This window comes from Eudoraea algarum (genome assembly GCF_050589645.1).
Taxonomy (GTDB): domain Bacteria; phylum Bacteroidota; class Bacteroidia; order Flavobacteriales; family Flavobacteriaceae; genus JBNGOQ01.
In genome coordinates, this window is the sequence record NZ_JBNGOQ010000006.1 from 1 (window position 1) to 19,802 (window position 19,802).

Consider the following 19,802-nt stretch of genomic DNA (forward strand, 5'->3'; position numbering starts at 1 on the left):
TGGGAGAGTAGGCCGCCGCCTTTTTTCGAAGTCCCCTACAGTTTACTGTGGGGGACTTTTTTTTGTGCCCTTTTTTTGTACGGGGACCCATCCCGGGACGTCCCCCTCCGGTCTTGGCGGAGCCAAGACCACCTCCCCCCTGGGGGGAGGAGTTGGAGCAGGGCCCCAAAAAAAGGGCCGTAGCGGTAGATCGGGTACGGTCATCGAGCTCCTTTCCCACCGTCCGACAGGTCAAGAGCAATAAGAAATAGACCAACAACATAAAAGCCGCTCCCAGGGCAAGGAGCAGCCTTTATCAACTAATTCAAATAAACAAATAAACAGTTTCTTATAAGCTTGGTAAATCTCCTTCGCCCTTAAGCGGCAAGTTTGATCTGCCCATTAAATAACTATCTATATGATAGGCCGCCTGCCTACCTTCGGAAATGGCCCAAACAATAAGCGATTGCCCCCTGCGCTGATCTCCAGCGACAAATACACCGGGAACATTGGTCATATAATCCTTTACGGAAGCCTTGATGTTGGTGCGTGGATCAATCTCCAGTCCAAGCTGGTCCGCTATGGTCATTTCCGAACCCGTAAAACCCATTGCCAACAACACCAGTTCGCACTTCCACTCTTTTTCTGTACCCTGTACTTCCTTTAATACGGGCCTTTCACCGGGTTTTGTTATCCATTCTACCTCCGCAGTAACCAGGCCACTAAGATTTCCGTCCGCATCCCCTATGAATTTTTTGGTGGAGATGCTAAAAAAGCGTTCTGCCCCTTCCTTATGTGAGGAACTTGTGCGCAGACGCATGGGCCAAAAGGGCCATGGTTGATCCGCCGGACGCTCAGGGGTGCCCTTACCCATAATCTCAAAATTGGAAACACTCACTGCACCCTGTCTAAAGGAAGTCCCAATGCAATCAGAACCAGTGTCCCCCCCTCCAATTACAATGACATTTTTCCCTTTGGCCAAAATCGCTTCGCCCAAGTCCTGTATTCCATCGACCCGTCGGTTATTTTGTGCGAGAAAATCCATGGCCTGTACCACCCCTTTTAGGTTGGCGCCTTCGATAGGAAGGTTTCTTCGGATAGTGGCCCCGCCACATAATATCAAGGCATCGAAATCGTTTTTGAGCTGATCAGCCATAATATCCACCCCAACATGGGTATTGGTCTTAAATTGGATGCCCTCTTCTTCCAAAATCTTCAATCTGCGATCTATGATGTGCTTTTCCATTTTAAAATCAGGGATTCCGTACCGTAGTAGTCCACCCACTTTTTCATCGCGCTCAAATACGGTAACCAAGTGCCCTGCCCTGTTCAATTGTTGGGCAGCCGCAAGACCGGCTGGCCCCGAACCCACCACGGCAACGGTTTTCCCACTGCGTTTTTCTGGAATCTGGGCGGTAATCCACCCTTTATCGAACGCAGTTTCCACAATATTTTTCTCTATGTTTTCAATGGAGACAGGGTCTTCGTTTATCCCAAGGACACAGGCTTCCTCGCAAGGTGCTGGGCACAGTCGCCCCGTAAATTCCGGAAAATTGTTGGTAGAATGCAAAATTTCTGCTGCTTTCTCCCATTTTCCGCGGTACACCGCATCATTAAAATCGGGAATCATATTTCCTAGCGGGCAACCGCTGTGACAAAAAGGAATACCACAGTCCATACAGCGAGCCCCCTGCTCCTTTAACTCCTTTTCCTTCATGGGAAGTGTAAACTCCTTGAAATGCTTTACACGTTCCTCAGTAGGTGCGTATTGCTCCACCTTTCTATCGAATTCCAAAAATCCTGTAATCTTTCCCATTTTCGATGTTTATATGGTTTCTAATCTTTCCTTTTCCAAACGGATCAGGGCTTGTTTGTATTCCTCAGGGAAAACCTTTATGAATTTGGGCAGGTAGCTTTCCCAATTTTCCAAAATACGCTGCGCGAGAGGGCTTAAGGTAGCATTATAGTGATTTTCAAGCAACGTCCTCAAGGTTTTGATATCGTTGTCCTCATCCAATGGGAGCAAGTTCAGGGCCTCCTTGTTGCATTTCTTTTCAAAAGTGGTGTGCTCATCGAAGACATAAGCGATACCTCCGCTCATGCCCGCACCGAAGTTTCTACCCACTTCGCCCAGTATTACAGCCACCCCACCGGTCATATATTCGCATCCATGATCGCCAATGCCCTCTACAACAGCCTTGGCGCCCGAATTTCTAACGCAGAAGCGTTCCCCGGCCTTGCCATTGATGTAGGCCTCTCCTGAAGTAGCCCCGTACAGTGTTACATTTCCGGTGATTACATTTTTTTCCGGATCTATGGAAGCCTTATCCGGGACCTTGATGACTAATTTGGCCCCAGAGAGTCCTTTTCCCAAATAATCATTGGTGGTTCCGTTGACGATCATCGTGAGACCTGTTGTGGCGAACGCCCCAAAACTTTGTCCTGCAGATCCAGTGAAGTTTATTTTTAAAGTATTCTCGGGCAGCCCTTCGGCCCCGTATATCTTTGATATCTCATTGCTAATAATGGCCCCGATGGCCCGATCCGTATTCTTAATGGGAAAATTCAGGACAGTCTTTTCCTTGCGGAACAAAGCTGGATGCGCTTTTTCTATGATTTCGAATTCCATAGAATCGTTAATATGATGGCGTTGTTCCTGGGTATTATAAAATTTGGTCCCCTTGGGCACATCAACTTGATACAATATAGGGGTCAAGTCAATTCCTGCCGCCTTATAGTGCTCAATGGTCTTTTTTCGATCCAACTTATGTACTTGACCCACCATTTCATTGACGGTCCTAAAGCCCAATTGGGCCATAATCGCACGTAATTCCTCGGCAATGAAATACATATAATTGACGACATGCTCCGGTTTTCCCTTGAATTTTTTTCGCAGTTCCGGATTCTGTGTGGCGATGCCTACAGGGCAAGTGTTCAAATGGCATACCCGCATCATGATACAACCCGAGGCAACCAAGGGGGCTGTTGCAAAACCGAATTCTTCAGCACCCAATAGGCAGGCAATGGCCACATCCCTACCTGTTTTTAGCTGTCCGTCACATTCTACCACTACCCTGTTTCTCAAATCGTTGAGTACCAAGGTCTGTTGTGCCTCGGCGATGCCCAGTTCCCAGGGCAGGCCTGCATGTTTTAACGAGGTTAGGGGAGAAGCACCTGTACCGCCGTCGAACCCAGAAATAAGGATAACATCGGCCTTGGCCTTGGCTACGCCCGCAGCAACGGTTCCAACGCCTACTTCAGAGACAAGCTTTACGTTGATACGTGCATCCCGATTGGCAGATTTTAGATCAAATATCAATTGGGACAGATCCTCAATGGAATAAATGTCGTGATGCGGTGGCGGGGATATTAATCCTACATAGGGAGTGGAATTTCTTGTTTTTGCTATAGCGGGATTAACTTTTGGTCCCGGCAGCTGCCCACCTTCGCCTGGTTTTGCGCCCTGGGCCATTTTTATCTGTATTTCCTGGGCACTGGTCAGATAGTTGGAGGTTACCCCGAACCTTCCTGAGGCCACCTGCTTAATGGCGCTGTTTCTCCAGTCCCCGTTCTGACTTTTATAAAAACGTTCTGCGTCCTCACCGCCTTCTCCCGAGTTGCTTTTCCCCCCGATACGGTTCATGGCAATGGCCAAATTTTCATGGGCCTCCTTGCTTATAGATCCATAAGACATGGCACCAGTCTTAAACCGTTTTACGATTTCGGTCCAAGGTTCAACCTCTTCTATGGGAATGGGATCGTAGTTTGAAAACTCGAACAGGCCGCGAATGGTCATTAAATTCTTGGATTGTTCGTTCACCATTTCTGAAAATTCCCTATAGGTTTCAGGTTCGTTGTTCCGGACCGATTTTTGAAGTTTTGCAATGGAAAGGGGGTTGAACATATGCTTTTCCCCGTCCCTTCTCCATCGGTATTCCCCGCCGATCTCCAAATCGAGATTGGCTGCAATTTCCTGCTTTTTGAAGGCTTTTTGGTGCCGTTTGTTGATTTCCTTCTCAATTTCATACAGGCCTATGCCCTGAATGCGCGTGGGCGTATTGGGAAAATACTTCTCCACGGCTTTTGTATTGATACCGATACATTCGAACAATTGGGAACCTCGATAGGAATTTAAGGTAGAGATGCCAATTTTGTTCATCACCTTTAATATTCCCTTGCCTATTGCTTTGTTATAATTTTTTATGGCCTCGTTAAAGGAGTACTCGGTAATATCGTTCGCTTCAATTTGTTCTGCAATGATCTCGTTGACCAAATAGGGGTTAATGGCACTGGCTCCGAAACCGAATAACAATGCAAAATGATGTACTTCCCTAGGCTCTGCCGACTCTATGATAACACTGAGTTGTGAGCGTTTTCGTAGGCGCTGCAGTCCGCTGTTTACATAGGAGCACGCCAACAAGGCGGGAATCGGAGCTTTGTCCCCATTCACATTTCTGTCCGAAAGGATGATGATATTGGCCCCTTGGTCAATGGCACGCGAAGCTTTATCCAGGATCGATTCCAGTGCTTGCTCCAATCCGTTATGGCCTTTTTCAATATCGTAGAGCATTGGGATGGAAACTACCTTGTAATCCGGACTGGCATCGTAATTCTTTATTTTGTCAAGGTCTTCCTTTGAAATTACCGGATTCTGGATTTTCAATTTTCTGCAGTGCAGTTCAGAGAATTCAAAAATGTTGGTATCACTGCCCAAAGTAAGGCTAATATCGGTTATCAGTTCTTCCCGGATACCATCCAAGGGCGGGTTGGTAACCTGCGCGAACAATTGCTTAAAGTAATTGTAAATCAATTGAGGCCGTTCGGAAAGTACCGCAATAGGCGTATCGGACCCCATAGAGCCAATAGGTTCCTTGGCATTCTTCCCCATGGGAAGGATAATGGTATTGATGTCCTCCAAGGTATACCCAAAGACCGCCTTTCTTTTTTCCAAGGGAGCTTCCCCCAAGAAAAGTGGGCAGTCATTATAGGGGATATCCCTTAGGTGCACCAGGTTATTGTCCAGCCATTTTTTATACGGATGCCGTTGCGCGATTTCCTCCTTGATCTCTTCATCGTTTACGATACGACCCTCCTCCATATTTACCAGGAACATTTTTCCAGGCTCCAACCTTCCGTGGAACGCAATGTTCTCCGGTTCCAATTCAACCACGCCCGTCTCGGAGGACATAATGACGTAGCCATCCTTGGTCACTGAATAGCGTGAAGGACGCAAGCCATTTCTGTCAAGGACGGCGCCAATATAGTTTCCGTCGGTAAAAGGAATCGATGCCGGACCGTCCCAGGGTTCCATAAGACAGGAATTATATTCATAGAAGGCCCTCTTGGCTTCTGACATTTCCGTGTTCTTCTCCCACGCTTCGGGCACCAGCATCATCATCACCTCGGGCAAGGAGCGCCTTGTCATCAATAATAATTCCACCACCATATCCATGGTTGCCGAATCCGATTTTCCGGGCAGTACTATGGGGAGGACGTTTTTGATTTCATCTCCGAACCAATCGCTTTCTAAGAGCTCCTCCCGGGACCGCATCCTGGAGACATTGCCACGTAGTGTATTGATCTCGCCGTTATGGCACATGTAGCGGAAAGGTTGTGCCAAATCCCAGGTGGGAAAGGTATTGGTGGAAAACCGTTGATGCACCAGGGCCAAACGGGTCACCACCCTCGGATCCATAAGGTCCTTATAGTACAATTTAATATCCTGGGGCATAAGGAGCCCTTTGAAGATGATAATTTTAGTGGACAGACTGGGCAGGTAAAAGAACTGGCTTTCTGAGAGCTTGGAACTGAGAATACCGTGTTCTGCTACCTTTCTTGCAATAAACAGTTTTAGGTTGAAATCAAAGTAGGTCTGATCTTCCTTTTCCTTGCCAACAAAAAGCTGCTTTACAAAGGGTTCGGTTTCGCCAGCTATCCTTCCAGGAACCGATTTGTTTACGGGAACATTGCGCCATCCGAGCAAATTGAGGCCCTGTTTTTTTATCTCTTTTTCAAGTATTGAGATACAATAGTCCCTTTGGTTTTCCTTTTGGGGCAAGAAAACATTGCTTACCGCATAGCCGCCGGGCTCCGGTAATTCAAAATCACAAACCTCCAAAAAGAAATCATGGGGGATGTCGATCAAAATTCCCGCACCGTCCCCTGTTTTACCGTCCGCACTAACAGCGCCCCTATGCTCCAACTTATCCAATATTTCCAGTGCCTTATGGATGATATCGTTGGATTTTCTTCCCTTTAGGCTGCAGATAAATCCTGCACCACAATTGTCATGCTCAAATTCCGGTAAGTACAATCCCTGCTTTTTCAACTTCATAAATTGCGATATTTTCTCAAAAATATCATTTTATTTGAAGTATATGTAAACTTATTATAGATACTTAACAAAAAATTCAACGTTTGTAATAAAACATTGAAAAAAACATATATCTGGATTTTTGCTTGGGGTAATTTATGATATTGATAAATTGACCCATCCGACGGGATGCATGGGTGTCAATAATAGGGGTAAGATGTGGGGATTGTATCAAAAATTAATCATACCCCTACTATTTTCAAGGAGAATGGTGTCAATTGTATGAAATTTGGAGGAATACCCTATAAAATAAAGGGGTATTGTCCAAGTATGAAGCGTTGGCAAGAGTTAATTATGAAGAATACTTCTGGAAATTACGATTTTTTGGATCTCGGAGGTTCCCTCATAAATTTGTGTGATCTTGGCATCGCGCATCAATCGTTCCACGTGATAGTCCTTGACAAAGCCGTTACCTCCATGCACCTGTACAGCTTCCACCGTTGTTTCCATGGCTACCTGTGAGGCATATAATTTGGCCATGGCACCGGAAAGGTCATAATTATTTCCCTGATCCTTGTCCCAAGCGGCTTTGTAGACCAGGTGACGGGCGGCTGCGATCTGGGTGTGCATATCGGCCAATTTAAAGGCAATGGCCTGATGGTTCGCTATCTCCGTCCCAAAGGCCTTTCGCTCCTTGGCATACTTTCTGGCAAGTTCATAGGCCCCGGCCGCAATGCCCAAAGCTTGGGCGGCAATACCAATACGGCCACCGGCCAGTGTTTTCATGGCAAATTTGAATCCAAAGCCGTCTTCGCCTATCCTATTTTCCTTAGGTACCTTAACATCATTGAACAAAAGGGAATGTGTATCACTTCCGCGGATTCCCAGTTTATTTTCCTTAGGGCCAATTTCAAAACCGGGAGTGCCTTTTTCAACGATAAGCGCGTTGATTCCCTTATGCCCTTTTTCTACATCGGTTTGGGCTATTACCAAGTGCACACCCGCAGAGTTTCCGTTGGTGATCCAGTTTTTGGTCCCGTTCAGCACATAATGGTCTCCCTTGTCTATAGCTGTTGTTTTCTGGGAGGTGGCATCGCTGCCTGCCTCTGGCTCCGACAGACAGAAGGCCCCAATCATTTCACCGGTTGCCAGCGGGGTTAAATATTTTTCCTTTTGAGCTTCGTTTCCAAAGGTCTCCAGGCCCCAACATACCAGGGAATTGTTTACCGAGACCACTACGGAACTGGATGCGTCTACTTTGGAGAGTTCCTCCATGGCAATAACGTAGGACATCGTATCAAGGCCGCTTCCCCCATATTTGGGGTCTACCATCATGCCAAGAAACCCCAGATCCCCCATTTTTTTTACTTCTTCCGTGGGAAATCTTTGGGCATCATCGCGTTCAATTACCCCTGGAAGCAATTCGTTCTGGGCAAAGTCCCTTGCCGCCTGTTGTATCATTAATTGCTCTTCTGATAGTGTAAAGTCCATTTTTCCGTGGTATTGATAAAAAATCCCTGCAAATATACAGGTATATTGGCAAATATGTAATAAATGAAGGTGAGAAATATGAATGTTTCAATGTAGAAAACGGAAGGCTTAGACGGGCATTTTCTTCTTGCTCCCGGGAAAAACTCAAAAACCTGACCAATATTTTTATATTTGTCCGTTGGCAGGTCCGCCATGTAAGATAAGTATAAATTATGAGACAGCATTAGCCCTTAGGGGCATACGGTTTGATTTGTTTTTTGAGCGAGAAGTGAAATACCTAGGTCACATAATTTTATTTAATCCAAAATGAAAAAATTACTTAATAAATACGAAAACAAGGCACCGGAAATCGTTTTTAATTGGAAAGATCCAGAAACTGAGGCAGAAGGTTGGACGGTCATAAACTCCCTTAGGGGAGGTGCCGCCGGTGGGGGTACCCGCATGCGGGAAGGCCTCGATATGAACGAGGTCCTGTCCCTGGCAAAGACCATGGAGGTTAAGTTCACGGTTTCGGGTCCGCCCATAGGGGGCGCCAAGTCGGGCATTAATTTTAATCCGAACGATCCAAGAAAAAAAAAGGTTTTGGAAAGATGGTATAACGCCGTAGCACCCTTATTGAAAAGTTATTATGGCACGGGAGGTGATCTAAACGTGGATGAAATCCATGAGGTAATCCCCATAACCGAAGACGCGGGGGTATGGCATCCCCAAGAGGGTGTATTTAACGGACATTTTAGGCCTACGGAAGCAGATAAAATAAATAGGATCGGTCAGCTGAGGCTCGGGGTCATCAAGGTATTGGAAAGTCATACCTATTCCCCCGATGTAGCCCGAAAATATACCGTAGCCGATATGATTACCGGGTTCGGGGTGGCCGAGGCCGTAAGGCATTATTACGCCATCTACGGTGGAACAGTGGTAGGGAAAAGAGCGATAATCCAAGGTTTTGGAAATGTGGGTTCGGCCGCCGCCTTTTATCTGGCGCAGATGGGGGCCAAGGTTGTTGGAATCATTGACCGAGTGGGAGGTGTTATCAATGAAGAGGGTTTTTCCTTTGAAGAGATCAACACCTTTTTCCTAAACAAAAGAGGAAACACGCTTATGGCAGATGCCCACAATATGATACCTTTTGAAGAAATCAATGAGCGCATATGGAGTTTGCCTACGGAGATATTTGCACCCTGTGCCGCCTCGCGGTTGATTACGAAAAAGCAGATTGGTAAAATGATCGATTCGGGCCTTGAAGTCATTACCTGTGGGGCCAATGTCCCCTTTGCCGATAAGGAGATTTTTTTTGGACCCATTATGGAGTACACGGATGAACGGGTGAGTCTTATTCCGGACTTTATTTCCAATTGTGGAATGGCTCGGGTTTTTGCCTATTTTATGGAAAGAAGGGTAGGAATGGACGATGAATTAATTTTTAATGATACTTCCGATACCATTCGAAAGGCAATTTTGAATATCTTTAAGCAAAATCCGTCGAAGCAAAATCTCAGCAAGACTGGATTTGAGATTGCATTAAAACAATTAATATAACTAAAACCGACCGACTATGGAGACCATTATTATCATTGTATTTCTGGCTGGCTATTTAGCAATTACCCTAGAACATAACCTTAAAATTGATAAGCTCATACCGGCCCTTGCCATGATGGCAATATTGTGGGCTATCATAGCTTTGGCGCACATGCCCGTTTTTGAGGTGAACGCTGAACTTAGGGAGTTGGAGCCAACCCATATAGATGAAATATTATTGCATCATCTGGGAAAAACAGCGGAAATATTGGTCTTCCTATTGGGCGCTATGACCATTGTTGAAATCATAGATTATTTTGATGGGTTCGCAACAATAAAGGGCTATATCCGGACCAAGAGCAAACGAAAGCTGTTATGGCTTTTCTCCATTTTGGCCTTTATCCTGTCCGCGATCATCGATAATCTAACGGCGACCATTGTTTTAGTAACCATTTTACAAAAGGTGATCAAGGATAGGAACACCAGACTTTGGTTTGCCGGTATGATTATTATAGCTGCCAATGCGGGAGGTGCCTGGTCACCGATCGGAGATGTTACCACCACCATGTTGTGGATTGCCAATAAGGTCTCTGCAAGTCAGTTGATTATCCATGTACTCATACCCTCCATCATATGTATGATCGTGCCCACGCTGCTCGCAGGTACAAAAAAGGAGTTTAGCGGCCAAATTGAAGGGTCGTTTGAGGAAAATGGTCCTAAATCAAAATTTGGGGCAACCATGTTGTATTTGGGCCTGGGAGCCATTGTTTTTGTGCCCTTTTTCAAAACGATAACCCATTTGCCACCTTATGTGGGCATGATGCTTTCCCTAGCCGTGGTGGCCACCTTTGCGGAAATATACAGCAGTTCCAAATTTAGCATATCCAATGTGGATGACGGAAGTCACGCTGCTGCCGGCCATCATAGTCCGGTGCATCATTCGCTTTCCAAAATTGAATTGCCCAGTATTTTATTTTTCCTGGGAATACTACTGGCAGTTGCCGCATTGGAATCCTTAGGGTATTTATTCAACTATGCAGGTAGTTTAAATGAGGCCATACCCAATACCGACATTGTGGTCATGCTTTTTGGTGTAGGCTCTGCGATAATTGACAATGTTCCTTTGGTAGCTGCAAGTATGGGCATGTTCTCAGAACCTATAGACAATCCGCTATGGCATTTTATTGCGTATTCGGCCGGTACCGGGGGCAGTATGCTCATCATTGGGTCCGCTGCCGGAGTAGTGGCCATGGGAATGGAGAAAATAGATTTCTTCTGGTATCTCAGAAAAATTGCCTGGCTTGCTATGGTAGGTTTTGTGGCCGGTGCCATTGCCTTTATTTTAATGCGAGATTTTGTAATACACGTATAATTTTATCGATAAAATACCGTTATTAAGGCAACGTAAACACATGAAAACATATGGTATTGTTCCAAGACCTCGCCAATGAGGCCGAAATCGGGGATGCTTTGTCCGAAGAGAAAACACTTTCAGTTGTAGATTTAATCGTTAATGGGGGCGCCGGAAGTATCGTGATTATTTCCGTGCTTTTTGTGCTGTTATTTGTTGCGATGTACATCTATTTTGAACGCATATTTGCAATAAAGGCAGCCTCCAAAATAGATAAAAACTTCATGAACCAGATTAGGGACCATGTCATGAACGGCAAATTGGAAGCGGCCAAAATACTTTGTGCCCAGACCGATTCCCCGGTGGCCAGGCTTACGGAAAAAGGGGTTTCCAGAATTGGAAAACCGCTTGATGATATCAACACAGCAATAGAAAATGCAGGTACCTTGGAGGTCTACAAATTAGAACGCAATGTCAGTGTTCTTGCAACTGTGGCCGGAGCTGCTCCTATGATCGGATTCCTGGGAACGGTCATCGGTATGATTATTGCATTTCACGAAATGGCCTCTAGCGGCGGACAGGCCGAGATGGGCTCTTTGGCATCAGGGATATATACAGCCATGACAACCACCGTAGCAGGTCTTGTAGTGGGGATTATTGCGTATATTGGCTATAACCACCTAGTGAACCGGACCGATAAAGTAGTCCATAAAATGGAAGCCAATGCGGTGGAATTTTTGGATTTGTTGAATGAACCCGCCTAGCCCGAGCCCATGAAGTTAAAAGGTAGAAACAAGGTAAGCCCGGAATTCAGTATGTCGTCCATGACAGATATTGTCTTTCTGTTATTGGTTTTCTTTATGCTGACCTCAAATGCGCCCAACGCCCTAGATCTTCTATTACCCAAGGCCAAAGGAAAATCGACCAACACCCAAAATGTATCGGTTACGATCAACAAGGACCTGGAATATTTTGTGAACAGCGAACGCATCAACGGAGAATACATAGAAATTGAATTAAAAAAAGCACTGGAAGGACAGGAGAAACCTACGATTATTCTTAGGGCAGAGGAGAGTGTTGCCATCAAAGAGGCGGTAAACGTTATGGATATCGCCAACAGAAACAGTTACAAGGTTATTCTTGCAGTGCGACCCAATTAATGTCGCTACTAGATACGAGACACAAAAAAAAATCCTTTACACTTACCACATTGTTGTTAAGTGTACTACTCCTTTTACTTTTTTACATAGGGCTCACCTATATGGATCCGCCCATTGAGAATGGCATTTCCGTGAATTTTGGCACGACCGATTTTGGAAGTGGACGAGTGCAGCCCAAAGAAAAAATACAATCGGAACCTGTAAAAGTACCCAATAAGCCAGCTGTTCCGGAAGAAGTGGAAGAGGAGGAGGAACCGGAAAAAGTTGCCCAGGAAGAGGTGGCCAAAGAAGAACCGGTAGAAAAGGTACTTACCAAGGAAGACCCCGAATCCATCAAAATAAAGCAGGAAAGGGAGGCGAAACGCAAAGCAGACGAAGCTGCCAAGCAGGCCAAGGCCAAGGCCGATAGGGAAGCCCGTGAAAAACGTGAAGCGGAGGAGCGGGCCCAAAAGGAACGCGAAGCCAAAAAAAACAAATTGGATGCCTTGATGGGCGGACTCAACAAATCCGACGGCACCGCCAGCGGTTCGGAAGGCGATGATAACAGAAGCGGTGATAAAGGCAAGCCAGAAGGGGACCCCTACGCTACCAGTTATTATGGAAGCCCAGGCTCGGGAAGTGGTACCGGTGGCTTTGGCCTCAACGGAAGGTCCTTGGTGAGCAGGGGCAAAGTACCGCAAGATTGTAATCAGGAAGGAAGGGTCGTTGTAAAAATTGTGGTAGATAGAAATGGAAAAGTGGTCAGCGCCACCCCCGGTGTAAAGGGAACTACCAACAATGATCCGTGTCTATTGGACCCTGCAAGGAAAACCGCTTTTAAGCATCGATGGAATTTGGATTCCAATGCACCGAATCAACAGGTGGGCTTTGTCGTGGTCAATTTTAAATTGGGAGAATAGGTCGTACCTTTGCAAATTCAATTGGTATTACATGACCTATAAGGAAACCCTAGATTGGATGTTTGTACAACTTCCAATGTACCAGGAAAAAGGTAAAAGTGCGTTCAATGGAAAGTTAGACACCATTAAGGCCCTTTCCGAGCACTTGGGCCGTCCGGAAAGAAAATTTAAGAGCATCCATGTAGCCGGCACCAATGGCAAGGGCTCCAGCAGCCACATGTTGGCCTCCATTTTATATGAGGCCGGTTATAAAGTTGGATTGTACACTTCGCCACACCTGAAGGATTTTAGGGAACGGATAAAAATTGATGGAGAACCTATCAGTAAAGGCAATGTCATTGATTTTGTAGCCGAGAACCGGCCTTTCTTTGAGGCACAGCAACTTTCCTTTTTTGAAATGACCGTGGGTATGGCCTTCGATTACTTTGCAAAAAATCGCGTGGACATTGCTATTGTTGAGGTGGGGTTGGGAGGCCGATTGGATTCTACAAACATCATTACCCCCGAGGTCTGCCTAATTACCAATATCGGGTTTGACCATATGGATATGTTGGGGGATAGTTTATCCAAAATCACCTATGAGAAAGCAGGAATCATAAAGGAAAAGGTGCCCGTGGTCATAAGTGAATATCAAGAAGAGGTAGCCGATGTCTTTGAATCGGTCGCAAGGGAAAAAAAGACAAAACTCGTCTTCGCCAGCCAAGAGGTGCACAACAGTTACCCAACTTCCCTATTGGGTCATTACCAAGCCAGAAATTGTAAAGGTGTGCTTGCTGTGCTAAAGCAACTCAAGGGGTTTGTCATTCGGGAAGAGCACCTTAAGAACGGTTTTTTGCGTGTAGTGGAAAATACAGGATTGATGGGAAGGTGGCAGGTGTTGCAGCATGGGCCCAAAGTGGTGTGCGATACGGCTCATAACAGTGAAGGTCTCACCCTTGTACTGAAGCAGATAAATGGACAGCATTTTGATAGCTTGCACATGGTACTTGGCTTTGTAATGGACAAAAATTTGGATTCGATCTTTCCGTTGTTACCTAAAAAGGCCACCTATTACTTTTGTAGGCCCAATATCCGACGGGGTATGGAGGTTGCAGGGATACTGGAAAAGGCCCAAGCTTATGGCTTACAGGGCCAGGCATACACCTCGGTGAAAGAAGCCTACGAGGCTGCGTTGAAAAAGGCGCTGGACACAGATTTTATCTATGTTGGCGGGAGTACCTTTACCGTGGCGGAAGTGTTGTAATTTTTTACATTTTTTTCTTTTAAGGAAATAAAAACAATCCTATATTTGCACTCCCTTATCCAAGGATGGGGGAATTTAATGAAATAGGGCGCTTAGCTCAGTTGGTTTAGAGCACCTCGTTTACACCGAGGGGGTCGGGGGTTCGAATCCCTCAGCGCCCACCACAAACAAAAATCCATACGTAAGTGTGGATTTTTTTATTTCCAGAAGTCAACCAAAGTAGGACTTTAGCAAAAGGGGGTGTATACTCAACTGCAGGGCAATCATTGTTTTTTGGGAATAAGAAGTGTCTACCCACGGGTCATCCAATCAATGACTCCACATATTACCATATAGGCCCAGTTATTACACGAGGTTTTTCCACGACCCTACATAGGGCTTACTTTAATGCGTATATGGCTCCGATGCATTTCATGGATAGGGGACCCCATACGGAAAAATAGAACCTATGACCATTCTTCATTTTCTCCGGCTTACAAAAGCCCAACAATGGGATCTTCTTTTGGCCCAGGGCAAGCGTATTGGTAGTCATCGCACTAAGCGGTCTTCCTATATCTTGTACACCATGGAGAATTTTTTTGTAGAGGTAGAGTTAGATTTAACCGGTGAAACCTTAGGATCACTTTTTCCCTTTATCTGTGGAGACCGCTTGAAAAAATACGTTAAAAAATAGAGGTCAAAAAAGGTTTTTGGCGACACCTGGGAAGGAACCTTGAATACCATGGGAAACTGGGTCGCGTCTGAAAATGATCCATTTTTCATGGTTAACAACATTCGCATGAATTATACCCATATGGATATTTCCGAGTTGGATTATAATCAGAACGATAGGTCTGAATTGGGGATGGATTTTTTCCAATAGGCTTCGGGATTGTTGACCCCAAAAGAAAAACCGCCGCCTTAAGGCAACGGTTATCTTGAAACAAACTAACTTAAACTTACTATAAAAAGACGTTGAACAGCGTTTGGATGGTTTCTTAAATTGGTTTAGCCCTATTCATTTTTAATGGAATCAATTATAAATTCACTTCGTCTGTTCAATTGGTGTTCTTCCTTACTGCAGGAAACCCCATTGCTACAATGGTTTAAGAGCTCCTGCTCACCAAATCCCTCACCTGAAATCCTTTCCGGGTCTATACCCAGACTGATTATAAATTGGACCGTAGCCTCGGCCCGTTTCTGGGACAAGTTCAGGTTGTAGTTATCATTGGCCCTGCTATCCGTATGCGACCTTACTGTAATCTTTAGTTCTGGATTTCGCTTCATGATTGCCGCGATTTTGGCAAGCTCCGGTTCCGCATCCGGTCTGATACTGTAACCGTTCAAATCAAAATAAATAGCCATATTCAGAATAGTAGCTACGTCCGTGCCCTCAATCACATCTATGACATTCGACTTTAGTTGAAAATCAAGGGTCTGGGATTCCGATCCTTTGCCCACAAAAAGGTCCGTGGCATCATAGTCTTCTATGGTCAAGACCAGGGTGTGGTCATAATATTTATTGAGATCCAGGGTATACCTTCCGTTTTCATCGGTTTTTGTGACGGTCACCACTTGGTTTTCGTTGTCTTTTAAGCTAATGCGCACATCTTTTAGCGGTTCGTTGGTATCTTTATCGGTAACGGTACCGGAGATGGTACTCGTAATGGCTTCATTGATCTTTCGGGTTTCTGTAAAGGCATAAATATCATCCAGGCCCTTACCCCCGGTCCTGTTGGAACTAAAATACCCTTTACGGGTTGCGTTGTCTATACTGAAGGCAAAATCGTCCTCAGGCCCGTTAATCGGTTTGCCCAAATTGACCATCTGCAACACCTTGCTTTTTAGATCTACGTAGAACACATCATACCCGCCAAGACCAAAATGTCCGTCAGAAACAAAATAGAGCTCATAATCCGAAGACACAAAGGGAAAGGATTCCCTGCCTTTGGTATTGATCTCAGGGCCCAAGTTTCTTGGTTTTCCAAAGGTGCCGTCTGGCTTTATGGTCACCGAAAAGATATCGGTTTCCCCACGGGAACCTGGCCGGTTGGAAACAAAGTACAGGGTGTTTTCATCCGGACTCAAGGCCGGATGGGCGGTGGAGTAATTGTCTCCATTGATGGAGAGATCTTGGATGTTTCCCCATTTATCATCCGTTTTGGTAGCCCTATATATCTTAAGGTTCTCCCGCTGTTTTTTGTCTGATTTGTCCAAGGGGGTGTTGTTGTTCCTTGTAAAATATACCGTATTGCCGTCCCGGGTAAAGGCTGGTGATGATTCATTGTATTTGGAATTCAGATTTCCGGTAATTTTCAAGGGCTCCCCCAAGTTGCCATCTTCACCTATTGTTACTTCATAAATATTGGAAAAGGCTGCGTTGGTCCACGCATTCAACCGTTTTACCACACCGACCTCTTCCTTTGAAGAGCTAAATATCAGTTTATCTCCCAATACGGCGGTGCCAAATTCAGCTTCTTCCGAATTAATGGAAAGGGGCTCCAGGGTATATCGATAGGAGTTTTTTTCTATGATATCCAAATAATTCTGGGCGTCGGAATACCTTGGGTTTTCGGATTTGAACGTCTCCAGAAAGTCATTGTATACTTTTTCAGATTCCTTGTCCTTCCCGAGGGCCTTTAATGTCTGTGCATAGCGCAACAGATAAATGGACTCATCTGGTTGGGGGTTTAACGTCAGTAATTCGGTATACCATTTTAACGCCTCATTATACTGGGCATTAAAATAATAGGTGTTTCCCAACTTTTTGAAGAGCTCTTCGGACTTATACCCGGATTCTGCTACATCAAGATATATTTCTGCAGCATCTATGTAGGCAAAATCATCGTATTGTTTGTTGGCCCGTTTTAGTTTGCCCTCCTGGGCCAAAATAGGGGTTATACCTATCATAAGGGTCCATGTCAGTGCCAATGACCGTATTGCGGAATTTGTTACCATATACTTTATCTTTTTTGTAAAAACGTACAACTTAAAAAGGTCCATGTCATCCATATGTTTTAAAAGAATCTTGGGGATATCCTATTTCTCACCCGCGTAAACAGTTCGAACCTTAGAAATACTTCATGGGAGCCCGAATTGTAATTGCTTAGGCCGGTAGTATCGGCATCATAGGCATATCCCAACATTATCTGATCACTCAATTGAAAAGCGGCCAGGCCGCTAACCGCAGCATCCAAACGATAGGCGGCTCCCAAGGTTAGTTTATTAAAAAACAGAAAGTTGGCGGAAATATCAAGCCCCAAGGGGGCTCCATTGACATATCTGACCAAGAAGGCGGGCTTAAATTTGGTATCCAAGTTAAGGTCGAACACGTAACCTCCTGTAAGGAATACATGCAGTTGTTCCGAAGCGGTAGATAGTGTGCTGTTCTCATAATGTTCCGTTCTGAGTAAATTTGGCGCGGAAATCCCGACATACCATTTATCATGATGGAGCATGGTTCCCAATCCGATCAAGGGGGTCAATCGATTGTCAATATTTGTTTGAAATTGAGGCTCCAAGGGGCTGTAGATCAGAAGTTTTGTGAAATCAACATCCAATAATTGTACCCCGGCCTTAATACCAAAACTAAGTTTGGTCTCATTCCGTGCTACCTGGAGGGTATAGGCATAATCCAGGGCCAAAGCATTTTCAATGGAAGGCCCGATTTCGTCATTCGAAAAAGACAATCCAACGCCTACGTTTCCATTTACCGGGGTGTTCAATGAAAAAGAAGATGTTTTTGGAGCTCCTTCCAGACCAACCCATTGAGATCGGTAAATACCGTTAAAGCTCATAAAACCCCGACTTCCGGCATAGGCAGGATTAATGGTGATGGTGTTGTACATGTATTGGGTATATTGCGCATCTTGCTGGGCAATCGCGGGTATGGTCATTATGAGCAGTACCCCGATTCCTAAAATTTTGTTGAATGCAGTCATATTAATTCGCAGTTCCATTTGTGTTGGTCTAGTTTGCATCTATATAAAGAAATCCGGTTTTCCGAACCGTACGGGGAGTACTTCCATTTTCAGAGAATTCATAAGTAAGGACATAGAAGTAAGTTCCGGTTGGCAAGGGCTCAGAACCACCAAGGGTAAGATTGCCCTCGGAAAATCCCCGAAATACATTGTCAGTGAGGTTGTACCCCTTTGTTTTGTATACCGGTACGCCCCACCGATTGAATACCTCCATGGTGTTGTTTGGAAAGCGCTCTATACCATCTATTCTAAAGAAATCGTTTTCCCCATTTCCGTTGGGGGATACCGCATTGTAGGATACCAAACCTCCAGGCAATACCTCCTCCACACTTACCGTGGCCAGGGTAAAGACTCCATATCCGGAAACCTCCGCAATGGTGGTTACCGTTTGGTTGGCGGCATCCGGAATACCCCCTTCATCTACCCAAAAACCCTGATTTGCATCCCATCGTATAATATGCAAGCTATTAGGATTGGCAGCGGTTATGAAGCTAGGTGATGTATCGGCATCCCAGCCCAGGGTGAGAACCACATTGGAGTTTCCGTTGGTCCTTTCCACTACCCAGTATTCCGTATTGTCAATTCGTTCTATAACACCAACGGCAGATCCGTGGGAATAGGTGGGATCGCTGTTCTCCAAAATGTAACGGCCGGTAATCTGGTCCAGAACATTTTGGGGGGCATTTATAGTGGCAGGTCTGTATTGCCCGGCATTTCCAATGGGAAAGTCAAAACTGTTGTCCCCGTTTTTTATTACGGTTCCGTCCATATGACTATTGTCACTTGTATTTATGTGGTCTGCTCCGGCGGTGAAGCTCAACAGGCCCCCAAAATTTTGACCGTCCACAACTCCGGTATCAAAATTGGCCTCGTTTTCTACGGTGATGTTCCCTGCCAATTGAAAGGCCAAGGCGATAAAACCGTTGTTAAAAAGCAGGTCGTAAAAAAAGCTTTCACTACTTCCCGTAATACGCTGTACGGTACTGCCCTCGAACCGGGTCAGGCCCTCGTTGAGGAAATCTACCATGCCGTCATTGTTAAAGTGGTTGTAGCAAAAGAGCTCCCCATCGTTCATCCAAATCCCAGAGGAGGCATTATCAATGGGGTCCAATACACCTACCTGGGTGTTGGGCATTATGGTGAGTTCGCCCTGATTGACCATTTGGGCCTCTATACTATATGTGGATACGATCATGACCCCCATGGCCAAAATGCATTGCATCCCTAATCGTAGTTTTTGTATCATCATACGTTGCTGTATCATAGTTATTTGTTATATCCGGCATTGTTGTCCGGCACAAGGTCTATTTTGTATAACACCGCCCGCTCGGCAGGCGGTGTTTCATGTCGAAAGTCCCGTGCACCCTTTTGCTTTAGTTGATCTGTAGCCAAGAGGTTCCATTACTTTGGACCCATACTGCGGATGCATCTGGAATCGTGGTTGGGCCTCCTGTACCTGCCCCTGCTATGGCAACTCCTGCGCCGCTATTGTTACGTAGCACATAAATTCTCCCTGTGTTGCCAGCGGCCGGTGTTGGTAAGGTGACTCCGGTAGTGAAAGATCCTCCCGAATTAAGAATAATGGTATAATCACTTGTCAATACCGTATAATCGGTTGTTTGTGCGGTAATGGATTTCGTTGCCGTAATGGCAGTTTCGGCCACTTCCACCCAGGCCGTACCGTTCCATTGAAGTAGGTTCCCGGTCGTAGCACCATCGGCCAGTTTGGCCAGGGTCACGTTGGCGTCGGTGATCTTGATGGTGGTCACGGCGTCCGTTGCCAGTTCCGCGGTACCGATCCCGCCATCGGCGACGTCCAGGGTATACGGGCTAGCGGTGGTACCTGCCCCTGCACGGACCAGCGATCCACTGGCGGTGGCATCGGTGAC

General features: G+C 45.6%; 14 protein-coding genes and 1 tRNA gene. 7 read left to right on the top strand and 8 right to left on the bottom strand.

The window, feature by feature from the left end:
* The 4 genes from ACRD67_RS20530 to ACRD67_RS20545 all read right to left on the bottom strand — a co-directional run.
* The coding region (locus ACRD67_RS20530; RefSeq protein WP_430969173.1) for a hypothetical protein at positions 1-220 on the bottom strand (220 nt) is incomplete at its 3' end.
* A 108-nt stretch (positions 221-328) separates the two neighbouring features.
* A complete protein-coding gene (locus ACRD67_RS20535) occupies positions 329-1,795 on the bottom strand; it encodes a glutamate synthase subunit beta (RefSeq protein ID WP_430969174.1) in 1,467 nt (488 codons plus the stop codon).
* A 9-nt stretch (positions 1,796-1,804) separates the two neighbouring features.
* Entirely contained in the window at positions 1,805-6,313 is a 4,509-nt protein-coding gene (gene gltB, locus ACRD67_RS20540; protein WP_430969175.1) for a glutamate synthase large subunit, read from the bottom strand.
* Between the two features lie 327 nt (positions 6,314-6,640).
* Positions 6,641-7,783, bottom strand: a complete 1,143-nt coding sequence (locus tag ACRD67_RS20545; RefSeq protein ID WP_430969176.1) for an acyl-CoA dehydrogenase family protein — start codon at positions 7,781-7,783, stop codon at positions 6,641-6,643.
* A 306-nt stretch (positions 7,784-8,089) separates the two neighbouring features.
* On the opposite strand from ACRD67_RS20545, the gene ACRD67_RS20550 reads away from it, so the two are divergent.
* From ACRD67_RS20550 to ACRD67_RS20580, 7 genes are all read left to right on the top strand, one after another.
* Positions 8,090-9,322, top strand: coding sequence for a Glu/Leu/Phe/Val dehydrogenase dimerization domain-containing protein (locus ACRD67_RS20550; protein ID WP_430969177.1), 1,233 nt, complete (start codon positions 8,090-8,092; stop codon positions 9,320-9,322).
* Positions 9,323-9,338: 16 nt separating this feature from the next.
* Positions 9,339-10,673 carry a sodium:proton antiporter NhaD gene (nhaD, locus tag ACRD67_RS20555; RefSeq protein WP_430969178.1) on the top strand — a complete coding sequence of 445 codons (1,335 nt, stop codon included), beginning with the start codon at positions 9,339-9,341 and terminating at the stop codon, positions 10,671-10,673.
* Positions 10,674-10,723: 50 nt separating this feature from the next.
* Positions 10,724-11,416, top strand: coding sequence for a MotA/TolQ/ExbB proton channel family protein (locus ACRD67_RS20560; RefSeq protein ID WP_430969179.1), 693 nt, complete (start codon positions 10,724-10,726; stop codon positions 11,414-11,416).
* A gap of 9 nt (positions 11,417-11,425) precedes the next feature.
* The gene (locus tag ACRD67_RS20565) at positions 11,426-11,812 is read left to right on the top strand and encodes an ExbD/TolR family protein (RefSeq protein ID WP_430969180.1); all 387 of its coding nucleotides are present in this window, start codon (positions 11,426-11,428) and stop codon (positions 11,810-11,812) included.
* Positions 11,812-12,711, top strand: a complete 900-nt coding sequence (locus tag ACRD67_RS20570; protein WP_430969181.1) for an energy transducer TonB — start codon at positions 11,812-11,814, stop codon at positions 12,709-12,711. Before ACRD67_RS20565 ends, ACRD67_RS20570 begins: the two co-directional genes overlap by 1 nt.
* 31 nt (positions 12,712-12,742) lie before the next feature.
* Positions 12,743-13,954 carry a bifunctional folylpolyglutamate synthase/dihydrofolate synthase gene (locus ACRD67_RS20575; RefSeq protein ID WP_430969182.1) on the top strand — a complete coding sequence of 404 codons (1,212 nt, stop codon included), beginning with the start codon at positions 12,743-12,745 and terminating at the stop codon, positions 13,952-13,954.
* An 86-nt stretch (positions 13,955-14,040) separates the two neighbouring features.
* Positions 14,041-14,118: transfer RNA gene (locus ACRD67_RS20580), tRNA-Val, on the top strand.
* Positions 14,119-14,947: 829 nt separating this feature from the next.
* On the opposite strand, the gene ACRD67_RS20585 is transcribed toward ACRD67_RS20580, so the two are convergent.
* The 4 genes from ACRD67_RS20585 to ACRD67_RS20600 all read right to left on the bottom strand — a co-directional run.
* Positions 14,948-16,891, bottom strand: coding sequence for an OmpA family protein (locus ACRD67_RS20585; protein WP_430969183.1), 1,944 nt, complete (start codon positions 16,889-16,891; stop codon positions 14,948-14,950).
* A 59-nt stretch (positions 16,892-16,950) separates the two neighbouring features.
* The gene (locus ACRD67_RS20590) at positions 16,951-17,892 is read right to left on the bottom strand and encodes a PorP/SprF family type IX secretion system membrane protein (RefSeq protein WP_430969184.1); all 942 of its coding nucleotides are present in this window, start codon (positions 17,890-17,892) and stop codon (positions 16,951-16,953) included.
* Between the two features lie 10 nt (positions 17,893-17,902).
* On the bottom strand, positions 17,903-19,177 hold the full coding sequence (locus ACRD67_RS20595) for a T9SS type B sorting domain-containing protein (RefSeq protein ID WP_430969185.1): 1,275 nt from the start codon (positions 19,175-19,177) through the stop codon (positions 17,903-17,905).
* A 109-nt stretch (positions 19,178-19,286) separates the two neighbouring features.
* The coding region (locus ACRD67_RS20600) for a hypothetical protein (RefSeq protein WP_430969186.1) at positions 19,287-19,802 on the bottom strand (516 nt) is incomplete at its 5' end.